24 protein-coding genes and 1 other annotated feature are annotated in these 23536 nt (G+C 52.0%); all 24 genes read right to left on the bottom strand.

Annotated features, from left to right (window positions below; genetic code table 11):
* Nucleotides 1-28 precede the first annotated feature (28 nt).
* Nucleotides 29-319 (bottom strand): 50S ribosomal protein L23, encoded by a 291-nt coding sequence (gene rplW, locus LBW89_RS24610; protein WP_148458032.1) that lies wholly within the window; start codon nt 317-319, stop codon nt 29-31.
* Entirely contained in the window at nt 319-942 is a 624-nt protein-coding gene (rplD, locus tag LBW89_RS24605; protein ID WP_148458031.1) for a 50S ribosomal protein L4, read from the bottom strand. The genes rplW and rplD overlap by 1 nt, the downstream gene beginning before the upstream one ends.
* Before the next feature lie 26 nt (nt 943-968).
* On the bottom strand, nt 969-1592 hold the full coding sequence (rplC, locus tag LBW89_RS24600) for a 50S ribosomal protein L3 (RefSeq protein ID WP_148458030.1): 624 nt from the start codon (nt 1590-1592) through the stop codon (nt 969-971).
* 43 nt (nt 1593-1635) lie between these two features.
* Nucleotides 1636-1944, bottom strand: a complete 309-nt coding sequence (gene rpsJ / locus LBW89_RS24595) for a 30S ribosomal protein S10 (protein ID WP_009226637.1) — start codon at nt 1942-1944, stop codon at nt 1636-1638.
* A 319-nt stretch (nt 1945-2263) separates the two neighbouring features.
* Nucleotides 2264-3454, bottom strand: coding sequence for an elongation factor Tu (tuf, locus tag LBW89_RS24590; protein ID WP_148458029.1), 1191 nt, complete (start codon nt 3452-3454; stop codon nt 2264-2266).
* A gap of 102 nt (nt 3455-3556) precedes the next feature.
* Nucleotides 3557-5635: an elongation factor G gene (gene fusA, locus LBW89_RS24585; RefSeq protein ID WP_148458028.1), complete on the bottom strand. Its 2079-nt coding sequence runs from the start codon at nt 5633-5635 to the stop codon at nt 3557-3559.
* Nucleotides 5636-5682: 47 nt separating this feature from the next.
* Nucleotides 5683-6153, bottom strand: a complete 471-nt coding sequence (rpsG, locus tag LBW89_RS24580) for a 30S ribosomal protein S7 (protein WP_148458027.1) — start codon at nt 6151-6153, stop codon at nt 5683-5685.
* 62 nt (nt 6154-6215) lie between these two features.
* A complete protein-coding gene (gene rpsL / locus LBW89_RS24575) occupies nt 6216-6638 on the bottom strand; it encodes a 30S ribosomal protein S12 (RefSeq protein WP_018753998.1) in 423 nt (140 codons plus the stop codon).
* A gap of 138 nt (nt 6639-6776) precedes the next feature.
* Entirely contained in the window at nt 6777-7028 is a 252-nt protein-coding gene (locus LBW89_RS24570) for a ribosomal L7Ae/L30e/S12e/Gadd45 family protein (protein ID WP_148458026.1), read from the bottom strand.
* Nucleotides 7029-7236: 208 nt separating this feature from the next.
* On the bottom strand, nt 7237-10851 hold the full coding sequence (rpoC, locus tag LBW89_RS24565; protein WP_213509090.1) for a DNA-directed RNA polymerase subunit beta': 3615 nt from the start codon (nt 10849-10851) through the stop codon (nt 7237-7239).
* 91 nt (nt 10852-10942) lie between these two features.
* Complete coding sequence (rpoB, locus tag LBW89_RS24560) at nt 10943-14488, bottom strand: DNA-directed RNA polymerase subunit beta (protein WP_148458024.1); 3546 nt, start codon at nt 14486-14488, stop codon at nt 10943-10945.
* Nucleotides 14489-14817: 329 nt separating this feature from the next.
* The gene (locus LBW89_RS24555) at nt 14818-15414 is read right to left on the bottom strand and encodes a class I SAM-dependent methyltransferase (protein WP_225040700.1); all 597 of its coding nucleotides are present in this window, start codon (nt 15412-15414) and stop codon (nt 14818-14820) included.
* 194 nt (nt 15415-15608) lie between these two features.
* Nucleotides 15609-15974: a 50S ribosomal protein L7/L12 gene (gene rplL / locus LBW89_RS24550; protein WP_148458022.1), complete on the bottom strand. Its 366-nt coding sequence runs from the start codon at nt 15972-15974 to the stop codon at nt 15609-15611.
* Between the two features lie 58 nt (nt 15975-16032).
* Nucleotides 16033-16542 (bottom strand): 50S ribosomal protein L10, encoded by a 510-nt coding sequence (rplJ, locus tag LBW89_RS24545; protein WP_225040698.1) that lies wholly within the window; start codon nt 16540-16542, stop codon nt 16033-16035.
* 37 nt (nt 16543-16579) lie between these two features.
* Nucleotides 16580-16732 (bottom strand) — a sequence feature (ribosomal protein L10 leader region).
* 83 nt (nt 16733-16815) lie between these two features.
* On the bottom strand, nt 16816-17508 hold the full coding sequence (gene rplA, locus LBW89_RS24540; protein WP_148458020.1) for a 50S ribosomal protein L1: 693 nt from the start codon (nt 17506-17508) through the stop codon (nt 16816-16818).
* Nucleotides 17509-17670: 162 nt separating this feature from the next.
* Nucleotides 17671-18096 carry a 50S ribosomal protein L11 gene (gene rplK, locus LBW89_RS24535; protein ID WP_148458019.1) on the bottom strand — a complete coding sequence of 142 codons (426 nt, stop codon included), beginning with the start codon at nt 18094-18096 and terminating at the stop codon, nt 17671-17673.
* Nucleotides 18097-18166: 70 nt separating this feature from the next.
* A complete protein-coding gene (gene nusG, locus LBW89_RS24530) occupies nt 18167-18700 on the bottom strand; it encodes a transcription termination/antitermination protein NusG (protein ID WP_044482538.1) in 534 nt (177 codons plus the stop codon).
* A 23-nt stretch (nt 18701-18723) separates the two neighbouring features.
* Nucleotides 18724-18915, bottom strand: coding sequence for a preprotein translocase subunit SecE (gene secE, locus LBW89_RS24525; protein WP_148458018.1), 192 nt, complete (start codon nt 18913-18915; stop codon nt 18724-18726).
* A gap of 21 nt (nt 18916-18936) precedes the next feature.
* Nucleotides 18937-19086, bottom strand: coding sequence for a 50S ribosomal protein L33 (gene rpmG, locus LBW89_RS24520; protein WP_071784256.1), 150 nt, complete (start codon nt 19084-19086; stop codon nt 18937-18939).
* Between the two features lie 357 nt (nt 19087-19443).
* Nucleotides 19444-20097, bottom strand: coding sequence for an RNA polymerase sporulation sigma factor SigH (gene sigH / locus LBW89_RS24515; RefSeq protein WP_373317771.1), 654 nt, complete (start codon nt 20095-20097; stop codon nt 19444-19446).
* Between the two features lie 158 nt (nt 20098-20255).
* On the bottom strand, nt 20256-20777 hold the full coding sequence (locus LBW89_RS24510; RefSeq protein ID WP_148458016.1) for an NYN domain-containing protein: 522 nt from the start codon (nt 20775-20777) through the stop codon (nt 20256-20258).
* Between the two features lie 6 nt (nt 20778-20783).
* Entirely contained in the window at nt 20784-21536 is a 753-nt protein-coding gene (gene rlmB, locus LBW89_RS24505) for a 23S rRNA (guanosine(2251)-2'-O)-methyltransferase RlmB (protein ID WP_148458015.1), read from the bottom strand.
* Nucleotides 21537-21573: 37 nt separating this feature from the next.
* Entirely contained in the window at nt 21574-22098 is a 525-nt protein-coding gene (locus tag LBW89_RS24500; RefSeq protein ID WP_225040697.1) for a Mini-ribonuclease 3, read from the bottom strand.
* Nucleotides 22083-23492 (bottom strand): cysteine--tRNA ligase, encoded by a 1410-nt coding sequence (gene cysS / locus LBW89_RS24495; protein WP_225040696.1) that lies wholly within the window; start codon nt 23490-23492, stop codon nt 22083-22085. Before cysS ends, LBW89_RS24500 begins: the two co-directional genes overlap by 16 nt.
* Nucleotides 23493-23536: the final 44 nt, after the last annotated feature.

Here is a 23536-nt window from a genome sequence, read left to right as displayed (position 1 = left end):
TAGATTTCCCTCCTTACTTTAGACGATTTTATACCGATTCAAAAAACTCAAGCGGCTTGCTGCCTTCCGCCAAAGTAACGAACGCTTTCTTCCATTCCGGAGTATATCCGAAGTGGCGTCCGTAACGTTTCGGCTTGGCAGGAACACGCAGGGTATTCACATTGCTCACTTTTACATTAAAGATCGCTTCAATAGCTTTCTTGATTTCGGTTTTGTTGGCGCGGATATCCACTTCAAACACATATTTCAGGTCTTCCATGTATCCAGCCGTACGTTCCGTAATCACCGGACGCTTGATAATATCACGAGGATCTTTCATTACGCGAGCACCTCCTCTACCTTCTGAACTGCTTCTTTCGTAATGATCAGTTTGTCGTGCGTCAGCACGTCAAGAACATTAATGCCGTCAGCTGCTACGAACTTCACGCCTGGAATGTTGCGAGCGGAAAGCGCCACATTGTCGTCGTAAGCTGGTGCCACAACGAGAGCTTTGCGATCCACTTTCAGGTTGTTCAGAATCGCCGCGAACTCTTTGGTCTTAGGAGCGTTCAGGCTCAAAGCATCAAGTACGATGATATCCTGATCGATCACTTTCGAGGAAAGAGCCGATTTGATCGCCAAACGACGTACTTTCTTCGGCAATTTGAAAGAATAACTGCGCGGAGTCGGTCCGAATACCGTACCGCCGCCTACCCATTGCGGAGAACGGATGGAGCCTTGACGAGCACGACCTGTACCTTTTTGTTTCCAAGGCTTACGGCCGCCGCCACGAACTTCAGAACGTCCTTTTACTTTATGAGTACCCGCACGCAGGGAAGCACGCTGCATAACTACTGCATCATGAAGAACATGAACGTTCGGCTCGATACCGAATACCGCGTCATTCAGCTCAACTTCGCCCACCTGGCTACCACTGACATTAAAAAGTGCTACTTTTGGCATTTGTTGTTCCTCCTTTCTTCGTTCGATTATTTCTTCACCGTTTGTTTGATTTTTACAAAGCTGTTTTTAGGACCCGGGATCGAACCTTTAACGAGCAGAACATTGCGTTCAGCATCCACACGAACCACTTCAAGGTTCTGGATCGTAACGGTTTCGCTACCCATGTGCCCTGGAAGGCGTTTGCCTTTAGGAACGCGGTTCGCTTGAATCGAACCCATGGAACCTGGTCTACGATGATAACGGGAACCGTGAGCCATAGGGCCGCGGCTTTGTCCCCAGCGTTTGATAACGCCTTGGAACCCTTTACCCTTCGAAATACCAGTTACGTCAACAAATTCGCCCTCTGCAAAAATATCGACTTTGACCTCTTGGCCAACTTCGTATCCTGCCAGATCAACACCGCGAATTTCGCGAACGTAGCGCTTAGGCGTTGTGTTTGCCTTTTTCGCATGACCTGCTTCAGGCTTGTTGGATCTGGATTCCTTTTTATCGGAGTAACCGATTTGAATCGCTTCATAACCGTCATTCTCCAGATCTTTCTTCTGCAAAACAACATTACCGCTAGCCTCAATAACCGTTACGGGAATAACATTCCCTTCCGGAGTAAACACTTGAGTCATTCCAAGCTTTTTCCCTAAGATACCTTTCATGTTGACACCTCTTTTCCTTTCCTATTTCAACGCTTAATTGGAATTACAATTTGATTTCGATATCTACACCGGACGGCAGGTCCAAGCGCATCAAGGCATCCACAGTTTGTGGAGTCGGGTTCACAATGTCGATCAGACGTTTGTGCGTCCGTTGTTCGAATTGTTCCCGGGAATCCTTGTACTTGTGTACCGCACGGAGAATAGTAATCACTTGTTTTTCAGTCGGCAGCGGAATCGGCCCGGAAACACCGGCACCCGAACGTTTTGCCGTTTCAACGATCTTCTCTGCGGATTGATCAAGAATTCTGTGGTCGTAAGCTTTCAAACGAATACGAATTTTTTGCTTTGCCATTTTAGTCCCTCCTTCTATCGCCCAATTTGGTATCGGACATACTCCGTGAAAATTTTCTGACCGCCCTCCCATGGCAAAGGGGCCGGGTGTGTCAGTAACCTCTCACATCATCGCAACGTCACAGAACAACATTCATTATTATATAGAAAAGCCCGGCGCATTGCAAGCATAAACTATAAAGAATTATTCTGAATTTTCTTTCCTTTAAAAGGAGGTCGATTTACGGTGTGGGGTCACTTCAAGGAATGCTCATTCCCTCTATATCACATATAAAAAAGATCCGCCCTAAAGGACGGATCTCCAAGCAGCAAGTGCTTTATTATTTGCTGATGGTAACAACTGCGCCGGAACCAACGGTACGGCCGCCTTCACGGATGGAGAAGCGAGTTCCTTCTTCGATCGCGATTGGGCTGATCAGTTGTACAGTAACTTCGATGTTGTCGCCAGGCATAACCATTTCAGTACCTTCTGGCAGGTTGATGATACCTGTTACGTCAGTTGTACGGAAATAGAATTGAGGACGGTAGCCGGAGAAGAAAGGCTTATGACGTCCACCTTCTTCTTTAGTCAATACGTATACTTGAGCGGAGAACTCAGTATGCGGATTAACGGAAGCTGGCTTAGCCAATACTTGACCGCGCTCGATTTCTTTACGGTCTACACCACGGAGCAATGCACCGATGTTGTCGCCCGCTTCAGCGGAATCCAGCAATTTACGGAACATTTCAACGCCCGTAACAACGGATTTCTTAGTTTCTTCGCGGATACCCACGATTTCGATCTCGTCGCCGACTTTAACAGTACCGCGTTCTACACGGCCTGTAGCAACCGTACCACGACCTGTGATCGAGAACACGTCCTCGACAGGCATCAGGAACGGTTTGTCCACTGGACGCTCTGGAAGCGGAATGTACTCGTCGATGATTTCGAACATTTCAACGATTTTCTTAGCCCAGTCGCCGTCAGGGTTGTTGAGGGCTTCACGAGCGGAACCGCGAATGATCGGAGTGTCGTCGCCTGGGAACTCATATTCGTTGAGCAGGTCGCGCACTTCCATTTCAACCAATTCGATGAGCTCTTCGTCTTCAACCATGTCGCATTTGTTCAAGAATACAACGATGTAAGGTACGCCTACGTTACGGGACAACAGGATGTGTTCCCGAGTTTGCGGCATTGGGCCGTCAGCTGCGGATACAACCAGGATTGCGCCGTCCATTTGAGCCGCGCCGGTGATCATGTTTTTAACATAGTCGGCGTGCCCTGGGCAGTCAACGTGTGCATAGTGACGGTTGTTTGTTTCATACTCAACGTGTGCCGTCGAGATCGTGATACCGCGCTCGCGCTCTTCTGGAGCTTTGTCGATTTGGTCGAATGCTACGGCAGCACCGCCATATGTTTTGGACAATACAGTCGTGATGGCTGCAGTCAGAGTTGTTTTACCATGGTCAACGTGACCGATTGTACCGATGTTAACGTGCGGTTTTGTACGTTCGTATTTAGCCTTTGCCATTTTAAACATTTCCTCCTTAAAATATGGATTGTTATGTTGGACTAACCAGGGAATCCTTCCCCCTTACGGGCTGCAGGAGACCCCGGCTAGCAGATACTGAATTTACTCTCCGCCCTTATGTTTGGACACGATTTCTTCAGCGATCGTTCTTGGAACTTCTTCATAGTGAGAGATTTCCATCGAGAACACGCCGCGTCCTTGCGTACCGGAACGAAGGGTTGTCGAGTAACCGAACATTTCGGAGAGAGGCACTTTTGCACGGATAATTTGCGCTCCGCCACGGGAATCCATACCTTCGATCCGTCCACGGCGGGAGTTCAGCATACCCATAACGTCGCCCATGTACTCTTCAGGAACCGTTACTTCGACTTTCATGATCGGCTCAAGCAGAACCGGTTGACATTTTTCCTTAGCCGCTTTAAGGGCCATGGAACCAGCGATCTTAAACGCCATTTCACTGGAGTCAACATCATGGTAGGAACCGTCGACGATGGTCGCCTTAACGTCTACCAATGGGAAGCCTGCAAGGACACCATTTTTCATGGCTTCTTCAATACCTTGCTGAGCTGGAGCAATGTATTCTCTCGGTACGGAACCGCCGACGATCTTGCTTTCGAACTGGTTGCCGCTGCCTGGTTCCAAAGGTTCGAACTCAACCCAGACGTGACCGTATTGACCACGACCACCGGACTGACGAACGAATTTACCTTCAACGCGAGCAGGCGCCTTGAATGTTTCGCGATAAGCAACTTGAGGTTTACCAACATTCGTCTCAACCTTGAATTCACGGCGCATCCGGTCGATGATGATATCGAGGTGAAGCTCACCCATACCCGCAAGGATCGTTTGGCCAGTCTCTTCATTAGTCGAAGCACGAAGCGTCGGGTCTTCCTCGGTCAATTTACCGAGAGCGACACTCATCTTATCTTGGTCGGCTTTGGTTTTAGGCTCAACCGCGATTTCGATAACCGGTTCAGGGAAGTTCATCGATTCAAGAATAACCGGTGCCTTCTCATCACACAGTGTATCACCTGTGCCCGTATCTTTCAAACCGACGGCTGCCGCGATATCACCGGAGTAAACTTCAGTGATTTCTTGACGGCTGTTGGCGTGCATTTGCAGGATACGGCCGATCCGTTCGCGTTTGCCTTTCGTTGCGTTCAATACGTAAGAACCGGATTGCAAAATACCGGAGTATACGCGGAAGAACGTCAGTTTACCAACATAAGGGTCCGTCATGATTTTAAATGCAAGCGCTGCGAACGGCTCTTCGTCGGAAGAGTGGCGTTCCACTTCGGTACCGTCTTCCAAGTGACCTTGGATGGAAGGTACGTCGACCGGCGCAGGCAGGTAATCGATGACGGCATCCAGCATCAGCTGAATCCCTTTGTTACGGTAAGAGGAACCGCAAACGACAGGGAAGATCTTAACTTCGCAAACGCCTTTGCGCAGTGCGGCTTTCAGTTCTTCAACGGTGATTTCCTCGCCCTCGAGGTATTTCATCGTCAAATCTTCGTCCAGCTCGGCAACCTTCTCAATCAGTTCAGCACGCAGTTCTTCAACCTTATCAGCCAAATCGGCTGGAATTTCGGCTTCTTCGATGTTTTGACCCAAGTCGTCTTTGTACATGTACGCTTTTTGGGCGATGATGTCGATAATGCCGACAAAATCACTTTCCGCACCGATCGGCAGTTGGATGGCAACTGCGTTCGCTTGCAGACGATCGCGCATGTCATTGACAACGTTCAGGTAGTCCGCACCGATGATATCCATTTTGTTAACATAAGCGATCCGAGGAACGCCGTAACGGTCAGCCTGTCTCCAAACGGTTTCAGATTGTGGCTCAACGCCTTCTTTCGCACTGAAAACGCCTACTGCCCCGTCCAATACACGCAGGGAGCGTTCAACTTCAACGGTGAAGTCAACGTGCCCCGGGGTATCGATGATATTAACGCGGTGGCCCTTCCATTGAGCGGTCGTAGCAGCGGACGTAATCGTGATACCGCGCTCTTGCTCCTGTTCCATCCAGTCCATCGTAGCAGCACCTTCGTGAACTTCCCCGATTTTGTGCGTACGGCCTGTGTAGAACAAGATACGTTCCGTCGTGGTCGTTTTACCGGCGTCAATATGCGCCATGATCCCGATATTACGTGTATTTTTCAAGGAGAACTCTCTTGCCATGAATCTGTCTCCCTTCAAAATAGAAGTTTATTAGAATAAACCGGATCCTACCAGCGGTAGTGTGCGAACGCTTTGTTCGCTTCGGCCATTTTGTGCGTATCTTCGCGTTTCTTCACGGAAGCGCCTGTGTTGTTCGATGCGTCGATGATCTCCGCAGCCAAACGTTCTTCCATCGTCTTCTCGCCGCGGTTGCGGGAGTAGTTTACGAGCCAACGTAATCCCAAGGATGTACGTCTTTCCGGTTTAACTTCGATAGGCACTTGGTAGTTGGCACCACCGACACGGCGAGCCTTAACTTCCAATACAGGCATGATGTTCTTCAGCGCCGCTTCGAACACTTCCATCGGGTCATTCCCCGTACGTTCTTGGATAATGTTGAACGCGTTGTACAGAATGCTTTGAGCAACGCCGCGTTTACCGTCGAGCATGATGCGGTTGATCAGACGAGTAACGAGTTTGCTGTTATACACCGGATCTGGCAACACGTCTCTCTTTGTAACTGGACCTTTGCGTGGCATAGTTATCCCCCTTTCAGTATTAATCCAAACCTAGTGGTTCATTAAGTCACCTTGCGGTCAACTTAGGATTTTTTTGCTTTTGGACGCTTAGCGCCGTATTTCGAACGAGCTTGCATGCGGTTGTTCACACCAGCTGTGTCCAAGGCTCCGCGTACGATATGATAACGTACACCCGGAAGGTCCTTGACCCGGCCGCCGCGAATCAACACCACGCTGTGCTCTTGCAGGTTGTGACCGATCCCGGGAATGTAAGCCGTCACCTCTACGCGGTTCGTCAAGCGAACACGGGCATATTTACGAAGTGCGGAGTTCGGTTTCTTAGGAGTCATAGTACCTACACGAGTGCAGACACCGCGTTTTTGCGGAGAGCTCAAATCCGTCGCTTCACGCTTCAGGGCGTTGAAACCTCTTTGCAATGCTGGCGATTTCGATTTGTACACTTTGTCTTGACGTCCTTTACGGACGAGTTGGTTAATTGTTGGCATGTTAGTTGCCACCCCCTTCCTCAAATTTTACAAGCTTCTTACAAACCTTTTTTAAGCCCACAGACCCAGGCGGTTCATAAAAGAACAAATGAAAAGTTTTTGCCGAAAGCTTCCCTTCAACAAAAACATTCCTATCAACTATTGTCTTACGATCGCAGCCATTGCCGCTCCGACATCAATCCCGCAAGCTTTGCCGAGGTTGACCATCGTATCCACCATCGTCACCTTAACGGAACGTTGGTTGCATAGGGCAATGATCTTCGAGGTAAGGCGCGGATCTGCATCTTCAGCTACATAAACCTCGTCGGCTCGTCCCAATTCCACCATTCGCATGGTTTGCTTGGTGCCGATTTTGACATGAGCGTCCTGTAAACCTTTATCATTAGACATATCGACGTCCTCCAAAGAAACAGGGATATCCGTACTCACGCACTTTGATATATTAGCATCCCGGATAGACGATGTCAAGCCATTGTTTTTGAAGCGGAAAATAAAATTTTCGAGCTACCGATTCAGCCGCCAGGACGGTGAAAAGAGAACAGCAGCGGTCTGCTGCCGACGGGCATCCCCATGGCACAGCCGCTGCTGCGAAACCTCTTTACTCTACAGATACTGGCTCCAGATTTTCTTCCGCCGTATCTTCGCCTTCCGGCTCTTCGAATTGAACGCTGCGGTAACGGTTCATCCCCGTACCGGCAGGGATCAATTTACCGATAATGACGTTTTCTTTCAGGCCGAGGAGTTTATCCACTTTGCCCTTGATCGCGGCATCGGTAAGTACCCGAGTCGTCTCCTGGAAGGATGCGGCGGACAGGAAGGAATCCGTTTCAAGCGATGCCTTGGTGATCCCGAGCAGGACCGGTTTGGCTACCGCCGGCTCTTTGCCGGAGAGAATCGCATCCTTGTTCGCCACTTCATATTCGTGCAAGTCCACAAACGAACCCGGCAAGAGCGGCGTATCCCCCGCATCGACGATGCGGATTTTGCGCAGCATTTGTCTTACCATGACTTCGATGTGCTTGTCGTTGATTTCTACGCCCTGGTTCCGGTAAACGCGCTGAACTTCCTGAAGGATATAGTTCTGCACGCCGCGAATCCCCTTGATGCGCAAAATTTCTTTCGGGTCGATGGAACCGTCGGTGAGCTCGTCGCCCGCTTCGATTTCCTGTCCTTCGCTTACGCGCAGACGGGAACCGTAGGTAACGGAGTACACTTTCGTTTCCGCTTCGCCTTGAACCTCGATCTCCCGACGGTCTTTGGCCTCGCGGATTTCCTTAATGACGCCGTCGATTTCACTGATCGTGGCTTGACCTTTCGGGTTCCGGGCTTCAAAGAGCTCCTGAATCCGCGGCAAACCTTGGGTGATATCGTCGCCGGCAACGCCCCCGGTATGGAACGTACGCATGGTGAGCTGGGTTCCCGGTTCACCGATCGATTGCGCGGCGATAATGCCGACCGCTTCCCCGATTTCAACGTGCTTGCCTGTCGCCAGGTTACGGCCGTAGCATTTCTTACATACGCCATGGCGGGCGCGGCAGCTCAGCACGGAACGGATCTGCAGCTTCTCGACGCCGGCGTTGACGATTTCATGCGCCTTGTCGGAATCGATCAATTCGTTGCGGTGAACGATAATCTCCCCCGTTTGCGGATGCTTGACGGTTTCAAACGAGTAACGTCCTTCAATCCGGTCATACAGGCCTTCGATGACCTCTTTGCCGTCCTGAATAACGCCGACCATGAAGCCTTTGTCCGTACCGCAATCTTCCTCGCGGACGATGACGTCCTGGGCCACGTCGACCAGACGACGGGTCAGGTAACCGGAGTCGGCGGTCCGGAGAGCGGTATCCGCCAGACCCTTCCGCGCACCGTGCGTCGAAAGGAAGTACTCGAGGACCGTCAGGCCTTCGCGGAAGTTCGATTTGATCGGGAGTTCGATGATCCGACCCGACGGGTTGGCCATCAGACCCCGCATACCGCCTAACTGGGTGATCTGCGATTTGTTACCCCGGGCCTTGGAATCCACCATGAGCATGATGGAGTTGTAACGGTCCATCGATTTCATGAGAACATCGGTAATTTGATCCTTCGCTTTGGACCAGATATCGATAACGCGGTCATAACGTTCTTCGTTCGTGATCAGACCGCGGCGGTATTGCGTCGTAATCACTTGTACCTTATCGTCGGATTCCTTCAGAATCGCCTGCTTCTCATCCGGAACGATAACGTCGGATACGGCGATACTTACGCCCGCGCGGGTCGAGTAGGTAAACCCAGTTTGCTTGATCCGGTCAAGAATAATCGAGGTTTCCGTCGTATGGTAAATCTCAAAGCAACGGCCGATGATCTCGCCGAGATACTCTTTACCTACGCCGCCCGCTTGTTTTGCCCCAAGGATCCGCTCGGTGATATCGGCGCCTTTTTCATAGATGAAATAATCTTCCGGTGTGCCTTGGAACAGGTTTGCTCTGGAAGGCTCATTGATGTACGGGAAGCTTGCCGGAAAAATATCGTTGAAGATGATCTTCCCTACCGTCGTGATAAGCAGAGCATCTTGCTGTTTCTCTGTAAAACTGGTCTTGCCGAGCGCTTTGACCGGAATCGCCACGCGGGCATGCAATGCGGCCGTACCGCGTTGATAAGCGGAGTAAGCCTCGTTGACCGAACCGAGAATCATGCCGGAACCTTTGGCTTCCTTGTTGTCCATCGTCAGGTAATAGGATCCGAGGACCATATCCTGCGAAGGCGTAACGACCGGCTTGCCGTCTTTCGGGTTCAGGATGTTTCCGGACGCCAGCATCAGGATGCGGGCTTCGGCTTGAGCTTCCGCGGACAACGGTACGTGCACGGCCATTTGGTCACCGTCAAAGTCGGCGTTGTAAGCCGTACATACGAGCGGGTGAAGCCGGATTGCGCGGCCTTCCACGAGGATCGGCTCGAACGCCTGGATCCCCAGTCTGTGGAGCGTAGGGGCACGGTTCAGCAGAACCGGGTGTTCCTTAATGACTTCTTCAAGGACATCCCATACTTCCGGGCTAACGCGCTCCACTTTCCGCTTCGCGCTCTTGATGTTGTGAGCCAGACCTTTGTTTACGAGCTCCTTCATCACAAACGGCTTGAACAGTTCAAGCGCCATTTCCTTCGGCAAACCGCATTGGTACATCTTGAGGTATGGACCTACGACGATTACGGAACGACCGGAATAGTCGACCCGTTTCCCGAGCAGGTTTTGCCGGAAGCGGCCTTGCTTCCCCTTCAGCATGTGGCTGAGCGATTTCAACGGACGGTTCCCCGGCCCGGTAACCGGACGTCCGCGGCGGCCGTTGTCGATCAGGGCGTCAACGGCTTCCTGAAGCATCCGTTTTTCGTTTTGTACGATGATGTCCGGCGCGCCCAGATCGAGCAGGCGTTTCAGACGGTTGTTCCGGTTGATGACGCGGCGGTACAAGTCGTTCAAATCGGACGTCGCAAAACGGCCGCCGTCCAGCTGTACCATCGGACGAAGCTCTGGCGGAATTACCGGGAGCACGTCGAGAATCATCCATTCCGGTTCGTTGCCGGAGCTCTTGAACGCCTCGATGACTTCCAGGCGCTTGATCGCACGGTTACGGCGTTGACCTTGGGCCGTGCGCAGCTCTTCCTTCAAGAATTCCAGCTCTTTGTCGATGTCGAGGTCCTGAAGCAGCTTCTTCACCGCTTCGGCGCCCATCCCGGCCTGGAACCCATAGCCGTACTTCTCGCGGTAGCTGCGGTATTCCTTCTCGGACAGAAGCTGCTTTTTCTCCAGCGGGGTTTCTCCCGGATCCGTAACTACATAAGATGCAAAATAAATAATCTCTTCCAGCGAACGCGGCGACATGTCGAGCGCCAGGCCCATCCGGCTCGGAATCCCTTTGAAATACCAAATGTGGGAAACCGGCGCGGCCAGCTCGATATGTCCCATCCGTTCGCGGCGCACTTTTGCTCTCGTTACTTCGACGCCGCAGCGGTCGCAGACAACGCCTTTGTAACGAACGCGTTTATATTTACCGCAATGACATTCCCAGTCTTTGGTCGGACCGAAGATTTTCTCGCAAAACAGCCCTTCCTTTTCCGGTTTCAGCGTACGGTAGTTGATCGTTTCCGGTTTCTTCACTTCTCCGCGGGACCAAGAACGAATTTTATCTGGGGAAGCGAGCCCGATTTTCATATACTCGAAGTTGTTGACGTCCAACAAGGAGCATCCCTCCTTAACCAAGTCCTGATATTGACATTTTCCGGCTATCAATCATCTCCGGGCGGCGGACCGGCCGCCGCCCCAGGGATGCTTATTCCACTCCGACTTCCGCGCCTTCCAGGTTCAGACTCAGTTTGTCCCCGGACGCATCGTCTTCGTCGTCGATTTCCTTCATCTCGATCTCCTCTTCGTTCTCGGTGAGGATCTTCACATCCATCCCCAAGCTTTGAAGCTCTTTGATCAAGACTTTAAACGACTCCGGCACACCAGGTTCTGGCACGTTCTCGCCTTTAACGATGGATTCGTAGGTTTTCACCCGGCCGACCACATCGTCCGACTTGACGGTCAAAATCTCTTGCAGCGTATAAGCGGCGCCGTAAGCTTCCAGCGCCCACACTTCCATTTCCCCGAAACGCTGTCCGCCGAACTGGGCTTTACCGCCGAGAGGCTGCTGCGTAACGAGCGAGTAAGGACCCGTGGAGCGGGCGTGAATTTTATCGTCAACCATGTGCGCCAGCTTGATCATGTGCATGACGCCGACGGTTACTTCACGTTCAAACTGTTCTCCGGTACGGCCGTCGTACAGGATGGTCTTGCCGTTGCGCTGCATACCGGCCTCTTCCATCGTATCGAACACGTCGTACTCGTTCGCGCCGTCGAATACCGGCGTGGCCACATGGATACCGAGCTTCAGCGCGGCCATACCCAGGTGGATTTCCAGCACCTGACCGATGTTCATCCGCGAAGGAACGCCCAGCGGGTTCAGGACGACTTGAACAGGCGTGCCGTCCGGCATAAACGGCATATCTTCTTCCGGCAAAATCCGGGCTACGACCCCTTTATTACCGTGACGTCCGGCCATCTTGTCGCCTTCGGAAATCTTACGTTTCTGGGCAATATATACCCGAACGAGTTGATTTACGCCCGGCGGCAATTCGTCGCCGTTCTCCCGGGTAAAGACCTTCACGTCCACGACGATCCCGTCCGTACCGTGAGGCACGCGCAGCGAAGTATCGCGCACTTCGCGGGCCTTCTCCCCGAAGATCGCATGAAGGAGACGCTCTTCCGCGGTCAACTCGGTAACGCCCTTCGGCGTTACCTTGCCGACAAGGATGTCGCCTGCGCCGATTTCCGCACCGACCCGGATGATGCCGCGCTCGTCAAGATTGCGAAGCGCTTCTTCCCCGACGTTCGGAATATCGCGGGTGATTTCCTCAGGCCCGAGCTTCGTATCGCGGGCTTCGGATTCGTATTCCTCGATATGAATCGAAGTATAAACGTCCTCTTTCACGAGCTTCTCGCTAAGGAGGATCGCATCCTCGTAGTTATAGCCTTCCCAAGTCATGAACGCAACGACTACGTTGCGGCCAAGCGCCAATTCGCCCATTTCCGTGGACGGCCCGTCCGCGAGGATATCGCCCTTCTTGACGATGTCGCCGCGTTTGACGATCGGACGCTGGTTGATGCATGTTCCTTGGTTCGAACGCATAAATTTGTGTAATTTATACTTAACAAGATCGCCCTTCACTTCTTTGCCATCCACCGTCTCGATCCGGCGAAGCCAGATTTCGTTGGCGGCCGACCGTTCAATAACCCCGTCGTACTTCGAAACGATACATACACCGGAGTCTTTGGCGGCCTTGTGTTCCATCCCGGTTCCGACGAGCGGAGCCTTAGGAATCAGCAAAGGAACAGCCTGACGTTGCATGTTGGAACCCATCAGCGCGCGGTTAGAGTCATCGTTCTCAAGGAACGGAATCAGCGCGGTAGCGACGGATACCACCTGCTTCGGCGATACGTCCATGTAGTCGACGCGATCGCTCGGCATCGTCAGAATGTTGTCGGACTGCTTATTGTAACGAACGATAACGTTCGCGTCGCGGAACGTATTGTCCTCATTGAGAACCGCGTTCGCCTGGGCGATGATGTAGTTATCTTCCTCGTCCGCAGTCAGGTACGCGATTTGATCGGTGACTTTACCGGTGTTCGGATCGACCCAACGATAAGGCGCTTCGATAAAGCCGTATTCGTTGATCCGCGCGAACGTCGACAAGGAGTTGATCAAACCGATGTTCGGACCTTCCGGCGTCTCGATCGGACACATCCGGCCGTAGTGCGAATGGTGAACGTCACGCACTTCAAAGCCGGCGCGTTCCCGGGTCAGACCGCCAGGACCGAGCGCGGAGAGACGGCGCTTATGCGTAAGTTCGGCAAGCGGGTTCGTCTGGTCCATGAACTGGGACAACTGGGAGCTGCCGAAGAACTCTTTGATCGAAGCGATAACGGGACGAATGTTGATCAAAGCCTGGGGCGTGATCACATTGGCGTCCTGAATCGACATTCTCTCGCGCACGACGCGCTCCATCCGGGACAACCCGATGCGGAACTGGTTCTGCAGCAATTCGCCTACGGAACGCAGTCTGCGGTTGCCCAAGTGGTCGATATCGTCCGTGCTGCCGATGCCGTGAAGCAGGTTCAGGAAGTAGCTGATCGACGAGATGATATCCGCAGGTGTAATATGTTTCACCGATTTATCGATGTTGCGGTTCGCGATCACCTTCACCACTTTGCCGTCCTCGATCGGCGAGAAGACGTCGATCGTTTGCAGCGGCACATCATTGGCATCAAGAACGCCGCCGGCAACATGGTAGTTCTTAAACCCTACCGAATTCTCCAGGTGCGGAAGAATTTGATCCAGCAGACGACGGTCTACCATTTGACCGGCTTCGGCGATAATTTCGCCGGTATTCGTGTCGATCAGACTTTCCGCCAGGCGTTGGTTGAACAGACGGTTCTTGATATGCAGCTTCTTGTTGATTTTATAGCGGCCGACATTGGCCAGATCGTAGCGCTTCGGATCAAAGAAACGGGCTACCAGCAAGCTCTTGGCATTCTCAAGTGTCGGCGGTTCGCCCGGACGAAGACGCTCGTAAATCTCGATGAGGGCTTTCTCCGTCGAATCCGTGTTATCCTTATCAAGCGTATTGCGAATATATTCATCGTTACCGAGGAGATCCAGAATCTCGGCATCCGTGCCGAAACCGAGCGCGCGAAGCAGCACGGTCACAGGAATCTTACGGGTACGGTCGATCCGGACGTAAATGATGTCCTTCGCGTCCGTCTCCAATTCCAGCCATGCGCCACGGTTCGGAATCACAGTAGCGGTATAGGTCTTCTTACCGTTCTTATCTACTTTAGTGCTGAAATAGACGCTAGGAGAGCGAACCAACTGGCTGACAATAACCCGTTCCGCACCATTAATAATGAAGGTGCCGGTTTCCGTCATCAGCGGGAAATCCCCCATGAAAACTTCCTGCTCTTTGACTTCGCCGGTTTCTTTATTAATGAGCCGGACTTTTACCCGAAGCGGCGCAGCATACGTTACATCGCGTTCCTTCGCGTCGTCTACCGTATACTTCGGTTCCCCGAGACTGTAATCGATAAATTCCAACACCAGATTTCCGGTGAAATCCTGAATCGGCGAAATATCCTGGAACATCTCCCGAAGGCCTTCTTCCAAGAACCAATCATAGGATTTCTGTTGGATTTCGATCAGGTTCGGAACTTCGAGTACCTCGTTAATTCGTGCATAACTTCGCCGAGTGCGTCGACCATATTGAACAAGATGTCCTGCCAACTTATACTCACCCCTCATGTCTACTCACTTAAAAATTTATTGCGAACCCGTGTTTGTGCCCTTATAATAGGACCATACGAATTCATCCACAAATAAAGAAAAGCCCTTATCGAATGCTTTCGAAAAAAGAGCATCATTATCCGTGTCATTTCCAGCCTGATGTCCCCGTATTCAGTAGATTTACCCAAAATGTACATATTATACGTTAAGCGATGTGATTTTATACATCGCCTGTGCAAAACATGACTTTTCGGTTAAGTAAAGCCACAGAGGGCATCCTAATACTGACATTTTATAATAATAACACAACGGACCACGCAAGTCAAACTCTATTTTACAGCCTTATAGATGCGGTACCCTTTATCCTTCGTAACTTCCTCCACCTGACTGAACAATGTCTCAAGCTTCTGCTTGGCCGACGGCGCCCCCTGCTTTTTCTGAATCACGATCCACAACGCTCCACCGCTTTTCAATCTTGCATGGGCTCCTTCAAAAATGGCATGAACCGTTTCTTTCCCTGCCCGGATCGGCGGATTGGTCAATACCACATCGAATTCCCGATCGCCCAGCGCCTCAAACAAATCGCTTTGCAGGACGGTAACGTTGGAGATCCGGTTCGCCGCGGCATTCTCCCGAGCCAATTCCACAGCCCTGCTGTTGACATCGATCATCGTGACATGCCCCTGACTCGCCAGTCTCGCCGCTGCTAGCCCGATCGGTCCGTAACCGCAACCGACATCCAGCACATCGGCCTCTTTCGGAATATCCATCGCTTCGATCAATGTGCGGCTTCCGAAATCAACGCCGCCTTTGGCGAAAACGCCGGCGTCGCTCGTAAACCGGAAGGATTGTCCGCGCAGCGTAGTCTCCCACGTTTTTCGGTCATGCGCCGCAGTTGGTTCATTCGTGTAATAGTGATCAGGCATCGTTCCAGAACTACCTCCGTTAAAGGCTATTAAAGTGCTTTTGGGACTGGGGTTCCCTTGCCAATCTATCTCACCATCGGGTCCGCGAGCAAAAGAGCACCAGGCCCAAAAACGCATACTCCCATTCATTAACCCAAGGTTAAAAGAAACCCCTTGAATCATATTCAAGGGGTTTGCTTTTTGCCGGAAGGGAATTACTTCACTTCTACAGTTGCGCCTGCTTCTTCCAATTTTGCTTTTACGGAATCGGCTTCTTCTTTGCCTACTTTTTCTTTCAGCGGTTTTGGTGCGTTGTCAACCAGGTCTTTGGCTTCTTTCAAGCCGAGGCCAGTGATTTCGCGAACCACTTTGATAACGTTAATTTTGGAAGCGCCAGCGTTAGTCAGAATTACATCGAACTCAGTTTGCTCAGCCGCTTCGGCTGCGCCACCGCCGCCACCAGCTACAACTACAGGAGCCGCAGCAGTTACGCCGAATTCTTCTTCAATTGCTTTAACCAGATCGTTCAGTTCAAGAACGGTCATGCCTTTAATTGCTTCCAAGATTTGTTCTTTACTCATGGTAGAACCTCCATTATTTGAATTTGATTGTTTTTAAATGACTGGTTTGAAGAAAGTCTTACGCGCTTGCGCTGCCTTCTTCTTTCTCTGCAACGGCTTTGACAGCCAAAGCAAAGTTGCGAACCGGAGCTTGAAGCACGCTGAGGAGCATCGAAAGGAGACCTTCGCGGGAAGGAAGATCCGCCAGCGCTTTGATTTGGTCCACGCCTACAACGCGACCTTCAACCACGCCACCTTTCACTTTCAACGCATCGTTCTTCTTCGCGAAATCGCTCAGAATTTTAGCTGGTGCTACCGCATCTTCCGCACTGAACGCGATTGCCGTAGGACCGGTCAATACTTCGTCCAGCTCAGTCAGTTCAGCAGCCGCCGTAGCACGACGAACGAGCGTGTTCTTCAGCACTTGGAATTCGACGCCAGCTTCACGAAGCTGTTTGCGCAATTCCGTAACTTGTGCAACGTCCAGACCGCGATAGTCCGCTACTACAGTCGTCGCGCTTTCGCGCAATTTCGCAGTTACGACATCAACGGCTTCTTGTTTTGCTTGAATCACTTTTGCGTTTGCCAACCTGTACACCTCCTGATAGATTTACTCGGCTCTCTTCATGTCCATGAAAAAAGCCTCCGTAGAATCACGAAGGCCTGATGAATCATCAACCACAGAAAACCTGCAGTACACTGATATTCTATCACAACACCTCGGTAGGAAATTAAGCCTCTTCGGCACCTACTGTCTACGGTAAGCATATTCAAATTTAATACTTCGCTGTGGAAACAACTCGTTTAGTTTACCAGGAGATCAACCTCAAGTCAATCTCTTTCTCCGTCAAAGACGGCGGTATTATCTGTAAACGGCTGTATTCACGCGAGCGCTAGGGCCCATCGTCGAAGAAATGGCGATATTCTTCAAGTATACGCCTTTGGCGGCAGCCGGTTTAGCCCGGTTCAACGCGTCGATCAGAGCTTTCAAGTTCTCGTTCAACTGCTCCGCAGTGAAGGAAACTTTACCGATCGGCGCATGGATTTGACCTGCTTTATCCAGACGATACTCGATTTTACCCGCTTTGATTTCTTGAACGGCCTTGGCTACGTCAAACGTAACCGTACCTGCTTTAGGGTTAGGCATGAGGCCTTTACCACCGAGCAGACGACCCAGTTTACCAACTTCGCTCATCATGTCCGGAGTCGCTACGCAGACATCGAACTCGAACCAGCCTTGTTGGATTTTGTTGATCATATCTTGATCGCCGACGTAATCAGCACCGGCAGCTTCCGCTTCCTTAGCTTTTTCGCCTTTGGCGAATACCAGAACGCGTTGCGTCTTACCCGTGCCATGAGGCAGGACAACGACACCACGAACGGCTTGGTCTTGTTTACGAGGGTCAACACCCAAACGAACTGCAGCTTCAACGGTTTCGTCGAATTTCGCAGTCGCTGCCTTCTTCACCAGTTCAACGGCTTCAGAAGGCTCATATGTCGCTTCGCTGTCAATCAGCTTAGCGGCTTCCAGGTATTTCTTACCGTGTTTAGCCATGAAATTGTTCCTCCTTTGTGGTATTAGCGGAATATCCTCCCACTGGTCTTTGATTCACCAGTTACCCTAAGGCTAGCTTGTGAATCAAAGGCAACTTCAGTTGCTTAATGTCTAGTCATTCTTAGCTGTCATGCAACTCCATCGCTTGTACACGCCCAAGAATTAGTCTTGGATCGTGATGCCCATGCTGCGGGCCGTACCTTCAACCATACGCATCGCCGATTCAACGGAAGCCGCGTTCAGGTCAGGCATTTTTTGCTCCGCGATTTGACGAACGACGTCGCGCTTCACGGTAGCCACTTTCTTCTTGTTCGGTTCGCCGGAACCTTTCTCGATCTTCGCGGCAACGCGAAGCAGAACGGCTGCCGGAGGAGTTTTGGTGATGAAAGTAAAAGAACGGTCTTCAAACACCGAAAGTTCAACCGGAATGATCAAACCTGCTTGATCGGCAGTACGAGCGTTGAATTCTTTACAGAATGCCATGATATTGACACCCGCTTGACCCAATGCCGGACCTACCGGAGGCGCAGGATTCGCTTTCCCTGCAGGAATTTGCAGTTTTACCACTTTGATAACCTTTTTCGCCATGTAAAACACCTCCTTGCCCTAATGGTGGTAGACGGAGCTTGGCTCCTCCCACTTAGAAACCCTAAGAAACCTATATCTTTTCCACTTGAGTGTAGTCCAGCTCAAGCGGGGTTTCTCGTCCAAACATGTTGACGTGAACCTTAAGCTTGCTTTTGTCGACCAGAATTTCTTCAATCGACCCGACAAAATTGGCAAACGGACCAACCTTGATGCGTACGGATTCTTTCAGATCGAACTCGATAACCGGCTTCGGTTCTTCCATGCCCATATGCTGCAAAATCTGTTCCACTTCTTCAGGGAGCAGAGGCGTAGGTTTGGATCCCGATCCCGTAGAGCCGACAAATCCAGTGACGCCCGGCGTGTTGCGGACAACATACCAAGAATCGTCGGTTTGGATCATCTCGACCAAGACATATCCCGGGTAAACTTTACGCATGACGGTTTTCTTCTTGCCGTCTTTGTTCACCACTTCTTCTTCCATCGGAACAAGAACGCGAAATATCTTGTCTTCCATGCCCATGGACTCGACACGCTTCTCCAAATTGGCTTTGACTTTGTTCTCATACCCGGAATAGGTATGAACTACATACCATCTTTTCTCCATATCAAGCCACCTAAGGACCCTTCTTAAATTATCGCTTCGATCACAGCAGAGATGCCGATATCAAGAACCCAAAAATAAATCGCGACAGCCACAATTGTACCCAGCACAATCAGCGTATAATTGGTCAGCTCTTTACGATTAGGCCAGCGAACCTTTTTAAGCTCAGCCCAGCTTTCAGAGAAAAAAGAGAACAACGACTTGAAACTTCGTTTCATCCGCGACTACACCTCCAAAGACTATCTGGTTTCGCGATGAGGAACTTGCTCGTTACAAAACTTGCAAAATTTCTTCATCTCCATGCGGTCGGGGTGGTTACGCTTGTTTTTCGTTGTCGTGTAGTTTCTTTGTTTGCAATTCGTACAAGCCAACGTAATAATTACCCGCATGATGTGCACCTCCCGAAGACATTTCTTTTATGAGAAAGTCTCATGAATTGACCTGAAATTCAAAAAAACGCAAATTTAGGCCTACCTAAAACACTTTATCACATGCCAATACCCGTGTCAACGAGCCAAACAAGCTTCTCGCGTCGTTAAATTGAGGTAATTTACCGAGGGATCCGAGTCAAAAATGGGTCGCCAGGAAAGTGCTGGAATCGAATGCGTACTTGTTCTAGTATTGCTCAACTTCTCGAAGGATAAACTTCCTTCCCTCCGCATATGGAAGAGTTCCCGGAATAGCAAAAAAGGACGACCGCAAGCCCTCGTCCCTTGTTTCCGTGGAATAATAGAAAAACCAAAATTTCAAATTCCTCCGTCACGCACTTCCAGATAACGTTCCAGCTTTCTCTTAACCCGCTGCAGCGCATTATCGATGGATTTGACGTGCCGCTTCAGATCTACCGCAATCTCCTGATAAGAGCGGCCATCCAAATAGAGCATCAAAACCTTGCGTTCGAGATCGCTTAGGATCTCGGACATCTTGTCTTCAAGGCCGGTAAATTCCTCCTGGTTGATGATCAGCTCTTCGGGGTCGCAAACCCGGGAACCGCAGATCACATCCAGCAGCGTACGATCGGAATCTTCGTCGTAAATCGGCTTGTCCAAAGAAACATAGGAATTTAACGGAATATGCTTCTGCCTCGTCGCCGTCTTGATCGCGGTAATAATCTGCCGCGTGATGCAAATCTCGGCGAATGCCTTGAACGAAGCCAGCTTGTCTCCCCGAAAATCCCGGATCGATTTGTAAAGACCGATCATGCCTTCCTGGATAATATCCTCGCGGTCAGCCCCAATCAGGAAATAAGATCTAGCTTTGGCCCGCACAAAACTGCGGTACTTGTTGATCAAGTACTCCAGAGCTTCACTGTCACCGTTACGCACGGCTTCGACAATGTCTTCGTCATTTAAAACCTCATAGTCGGATCTAACCCATGTCTCGAGGTTGACACTCACCACAAATCCCTCCGGCTGCAACGCACGGTGCCCCGTCACTCAGTCAAGTAATACGAACAGTATATATGATGCCGCATATGAGCGTCAACAAAAAAAGTACCAAAAGATGTAAAGTCGAACTTTGTCAAGGGCATTTAGGAGGAATCCGACAGAATTCTCGCCTATTCCCTTCGCCATCTCTCGAACATCTGGCGCATCTCCGGGCTTAGCTTTCCGTCCAGCGTATTGCGGGCGGTATTACTGCTGCGTTCCGTCAATTTCGTCTGAATCTCTTTCTCGCTTTGTTCGACTTGCGTCAACAATTCCCTTGCCGAAATCCGCAGAGCTCCTTGTCCAAAAATCACGTGCTGCTCCACCATATCGCTCGTAGCCACATAAATTTGCCTGCGGCGGTGCCAAAGTTCGCCCACCAGCCGCTCAATGCATTCGTCCGCCGTCTCTTTCTCTTTGGTGTAATAGATATCGATTTTGTATTGAGCGAACGATTTTCCGAGGCCGGGTACCCGGTAGGCGTCAAATACCACAATCACCTTTCTCCCCGAAAAGGCTTGATAATCGGCGAGCCTCGCCAGCAGGCGATTCCTGGCCTCCTCCAAATCGTTTTTGGACAAAGCGGCCAACTCGGGCCACCCGCCGATCATGTTGTACCCGTCCACCAGAAGAACGTCGCGCATATCGCGCATAAGTGTTTATCCCTGCGCCCGGCGTCTGCGCAGCACTTCATACATCACAACGCCCGCGGCGACCGAGGCGTTCAGGGAATTCAGCTTTCCGTTCATCGGAAGTTTCAGCAGCACATCGCAATTTTCACGAACCAGCCGGCCCATCCCCTGGTTTTCGTTCCCGATGACCACCGCTACCGAGCCTGACAAAATATCGCCGCCGCCATAGATTTCTTCCTTGGCCGCAACGTCGGTGCCGACGATCCAGACCCCCGCCTCTTTCAACTGCTCCATCGTCTGAACCAGATTGGTCACCCTCGCAACCGGGACGTATTCAACGGCCCCGGCGGAGGTTTTGGAGACGGTGGCCGTCACGGCAGCCGAACGCCGTTTAGGGATAATAACGCCATGCACCCCGGTGCATTCCGCCGTCCGCAAAATCGAGCCCAAATTATGCGGATCCTCGATTTCGTCCAAAATCAGCAAAAACGGTGGCTCCTCCCGCTCGGCGGCCTTAGCCAGCAGCTCCTCCACCTCGACATAGGCATAAGGGGCCGCTTGGGCCACTACGCCCTGATGCTGCATGCCCGGCGCCATTTGGTCCAGCTTCCGCTTGTCCACAAACTGAACCACGATGCCGCGGTTTTTGGCTTCGGCCAGAATCGGCTGGGTCAAATGCTTCTGGGCGCCCTCGGCCACCCAAATTTTGTTGATTGTTCGTCCCGCCCTCAGCGCTTCAAGCAGCGAATGCTTGCCGGCGATCCATTCCTGATCCTCCATAACCGTATCCTCCTGTGCAAAAAATATGTTAACCCGCTCAAGTTCGATCCTGCTCCAGCTTGGCAAAGCCCTGTGCAAGCAAATCCCGCATGCGGTCATGCGCTCCCGTGTAGTACAGATATCCGACCAGGCATTCCAAGGCGGTCGCGTGCCGGTAATCCTGCACGTTCGCGTTTTTGGGAACGGTGCCGGATTTGGCGTTGCGGCCCTGCCGGACAACGTCCCTTTCCTCCTCGGTCAGCTGCGGCTCCAGCAGGGCCAGCAGCTTGGCCTGGGCTTTGGCGGAGACGTATTTGGTCGACTGCCCGTGCAGGTGGTGAGGCCGGAGATTCGGCCGGGCCATCACATGCTGGCGGACGGCGACCTCATAGACGGCGTCGCCGATATAAGCCAGCGCGAGCGGCGGCAGCAGCCGGGCCGGCTTGGTCGGCGGCTCCGGGAACCAGAGCGCCGCCGGTTCGGGCGCGGCCGGCTGCGCATCCGCCGGGGCGCCGGGGCCTGCGGCGGCGGACCGCTCCGGCTCGCCGCCGGTTGGTCCCGGGCCCGTCATTTGCGCCGCCATCTCATGCCCTGCGGCGTATCCTCGAGCAGGATGCCCTGCTCGTTCAGCAGATCGCGGATTTCGTCGGCCCGGGCCCAATTTTTGTTCTTGCGCGCTTCCGCCCGCTCCGCGATCAGCGCATCGATGTCCTCGTCGAGCAGCTCCTGCTCCGCTTCCGCGGCGATGCGCAGCACGCCGTTCATCTCCGCGAACAGCTTGTGCGCCGCCTCCAGATCGGCGCGGGACACCTCCTGTCGCTGCAGCAAGGCGTTGACCTCGCTCACCCATTCAAACACCGCCGTAATGGCGTCCGGCGTATTGAAGTCGTCCTGCATCTTGGCGTGGAACGTCAGCCAGATTTCGCGCAGCTTCTTCTCCCATTCCGGAGTCGCTGCACCGCCGCCCTGCGCGTCCGCGGACTCTTTCATCCGGTAGCGCAAGTTGTTCAGGGCGTTTTCGATCCGCTCCACGCTCCGCTCGGCTTGCAGCATCGCTTCATCCGAGAAGTTCAGCGGATTGCGGTAGTGGTTCGACAGCATGAAGTAACGGATCGCTTCGCGTTTGTAGCGCCCGCGGAGGTCCTTGACCAGAACGCCGTTGCCGAGCGACTTCGACATTTTTTCCCCGCCGATGTTAACGTAGCCGTTATGCATCCAATAGCTGGCCAGAGGCTTGCCGGTCAACGCCTCCGATTGGGCCACCTCGCATTCATGATGCGGGAACTGCAGGTCCTGCCCGCCGCCGTGGATATCCATCGTCTCCCCCAAATGGTGGCGCGCCATCGCCGAGCATTCGATATGCCAGCCCGGCCGTCCTTTGCCCCAAGGGCTGTCCCAATGAATTTCCCCCGGTTTCGCGGCTTTCCAGAGCACGAAGTCCTCCGGATTTTCTTTGCGTTCGTCCACTTCGATGCGGATGCCGAACTGCAATTCCTCGATGTTTTGGCCCGAGAGCTTGCCGTATCCGTCGAATTTTTTGGTCCGGAAAAAAACGTCCCCGCCGCTTTCATAAGCATAGCCTTTGCTTTCCAGCTCCCGGATAAACGCGATGATCAGATCCATGTTCTCCGTAACCCGCGGGTTGGCCGTCGCTTTGGGAATGCCGAGCCCCTCCAGATCTTCATAGTAGGCATCGATAAACAGCGAGGCGACCTCAGGTACGGTCAATTTCATTTCTTCGGCTTTTCGGATCAATTTGTCATCCACATCCGTGAAATTGACCACGTAATTGACCTTATAGTTTTGATTTTCCAAATAGCTGCGAACGACGTCGAAAAAAATCACCGGCCGCGCGTTACCGATATGGATATACCCGTATACGGTCGGGCCGCACACATACATGCTGGCCTTTCCCGGTTCCCGCGGGACGAAATTCTCCTTCATTCGCGTCAGGGTGTTATAGATTTGCAGCGCCATAATCACGATTCCTTTCCGCATTAAGTTCCTATGGTTATAGTTAT

It is taken from the genome of Paenibacillus sp. alder61, assembly GCF_020179875.1.
GTDB lineage: Bacteria > Bacillota > Bacilli > Paenibacillales > Paenibacillaceae > Fontibacillus > Fontibacillus faecis.
The sequence above is the reverse complement of the archived record's forward strand: the minus strand, read 5'-3'. Positions and strand labels throughout refer to the sequence as shown.

Coding starts and splice junctions, on each gene's coding strand:
- rplW (WP_148458032.1), bottom strand. CDS start 319: ATGAAAGATCCTCGTGATATTATCAAGCGTCCGGTGATTACGGAACGT.
- rplD (WP_148458031.1), bottom strand. CDS start 942: ATGCCAAAAGTAGCACTTTTTAATGTCAGTGGTAGCCAGGTGGGCGAA.
- rplC (WP_148458030.1), bottom strand. CDS start 1,592: ATGAAAGGTATCTTAGGGAAAAAGCTTGGAATGACTCAAGTGTTTACT.
- rpsJ (WP_009226637.1), bottom strand. CDS start 1,944: ATGGCAAAGCAAAAAATTCGTATTCGTTTGAAAGCTTACGACCACAGA.
- tuf (WP_148458029.1), bottom strand. CDS start 3,454: ATGGCAAAGGCTAAATACGAACGTACAAAACCGCACGTTAACATCGGT.
- fusA (WP_148458028.1), bottom strand. CDS start 5,635: ATGGCAAGAGAGTTCTCCTTGAAAAATACACGTAATATCGGGATCATG.
- rpsG (WP_148458027.1), bottom strand. CDS start 6,153: ATGCCACGCAAAGGTCCAGTTACAAAGAGAGACGTGTTGCCAGATCCG.
- rpsL (WP_018753998.1), bottom strand. CDS start 6,638: ATGCCAACAATTAACCAACTCGTCCGTAAAGGACGTCAAGACAAAGTG.
- LBW89_RS24570 (WP_148458026.1), bottom strand. CDS start 7,028: ATGTCTAATGATAAAGGTTTACAGGACGCTCATGTCAAAATCGGCACC.
- LBW89_RS24555 (WP_225040700.1), bottom strand. CDS start 15,414: ATGCCTGATCACTATTACACGAATGAACCAACTGCGGCGCATGACCGA.
- rplL (WP_148458022.1), bottom strand. CDS start 15,974: ATGAGTAAAGAACAAATCTTGGAAGCAATTAAAGGCATGACCGTTCTT.
- rplA (WP_148458020.1), bottom strand. CDS start 17,508: ATGGCTAAACACGGTAAGAAATACCTGGAAGCCGCTAAGCTGATTGAC.
- rplK (WP_148458019.1), bottom strand. CDS start 18,096: ATGGCGAAAAAGGTTATCAAAGTGGTAAAACTGCAAATTCCTGCAGGG.
- nusG (WP_044482538.1), bottom strand. CDS start 18,700: ATGGAGAAAAGATGGTATGTAGTTCATACCTATTCCGGGTATGAGAAC.
- secE (WP_148458018.1), bottom strand. CDS start 18,915: ATGAAACGAAGTTTCAAGTCGTTGTTCTCTTTTTTCTCTGAAAGCTGG.
- rpmG (WP_071784256.1), bottom strand. CDS start 19,086: ATGCGGGTAATTATTACGTTGGCTTGTACGAATTGCAAACAAAGAAAC.
- LBW89_RS24510 (WP_148458016.1), bottom strand. CDS start 20,777: ATGCGCGATATGCGCGACGTTCTTCTGGTGGACGGGTACAACATGATC.
- rlmB (WP_148458015.1), bottom strand. CDS start 21,536: ATGGAGGATCAGGAATGGATCGCCGGCAAGCATTCGCTGCTTGAAGCG.
- LBW89_RS24500 (WP_225040697.1), bottom strand. CDS start 22,098: ATGGCGGCGCAAATGACGGGCCCGGGACCAACCGGCGGCGAGCCGGAG.
- cysS (WP_225040696.1), bottom strand. CDS start 23,492: ATGGCGCTGCAAATCTATAACACCCTGACGCGAATGAAGGAGAATTTC.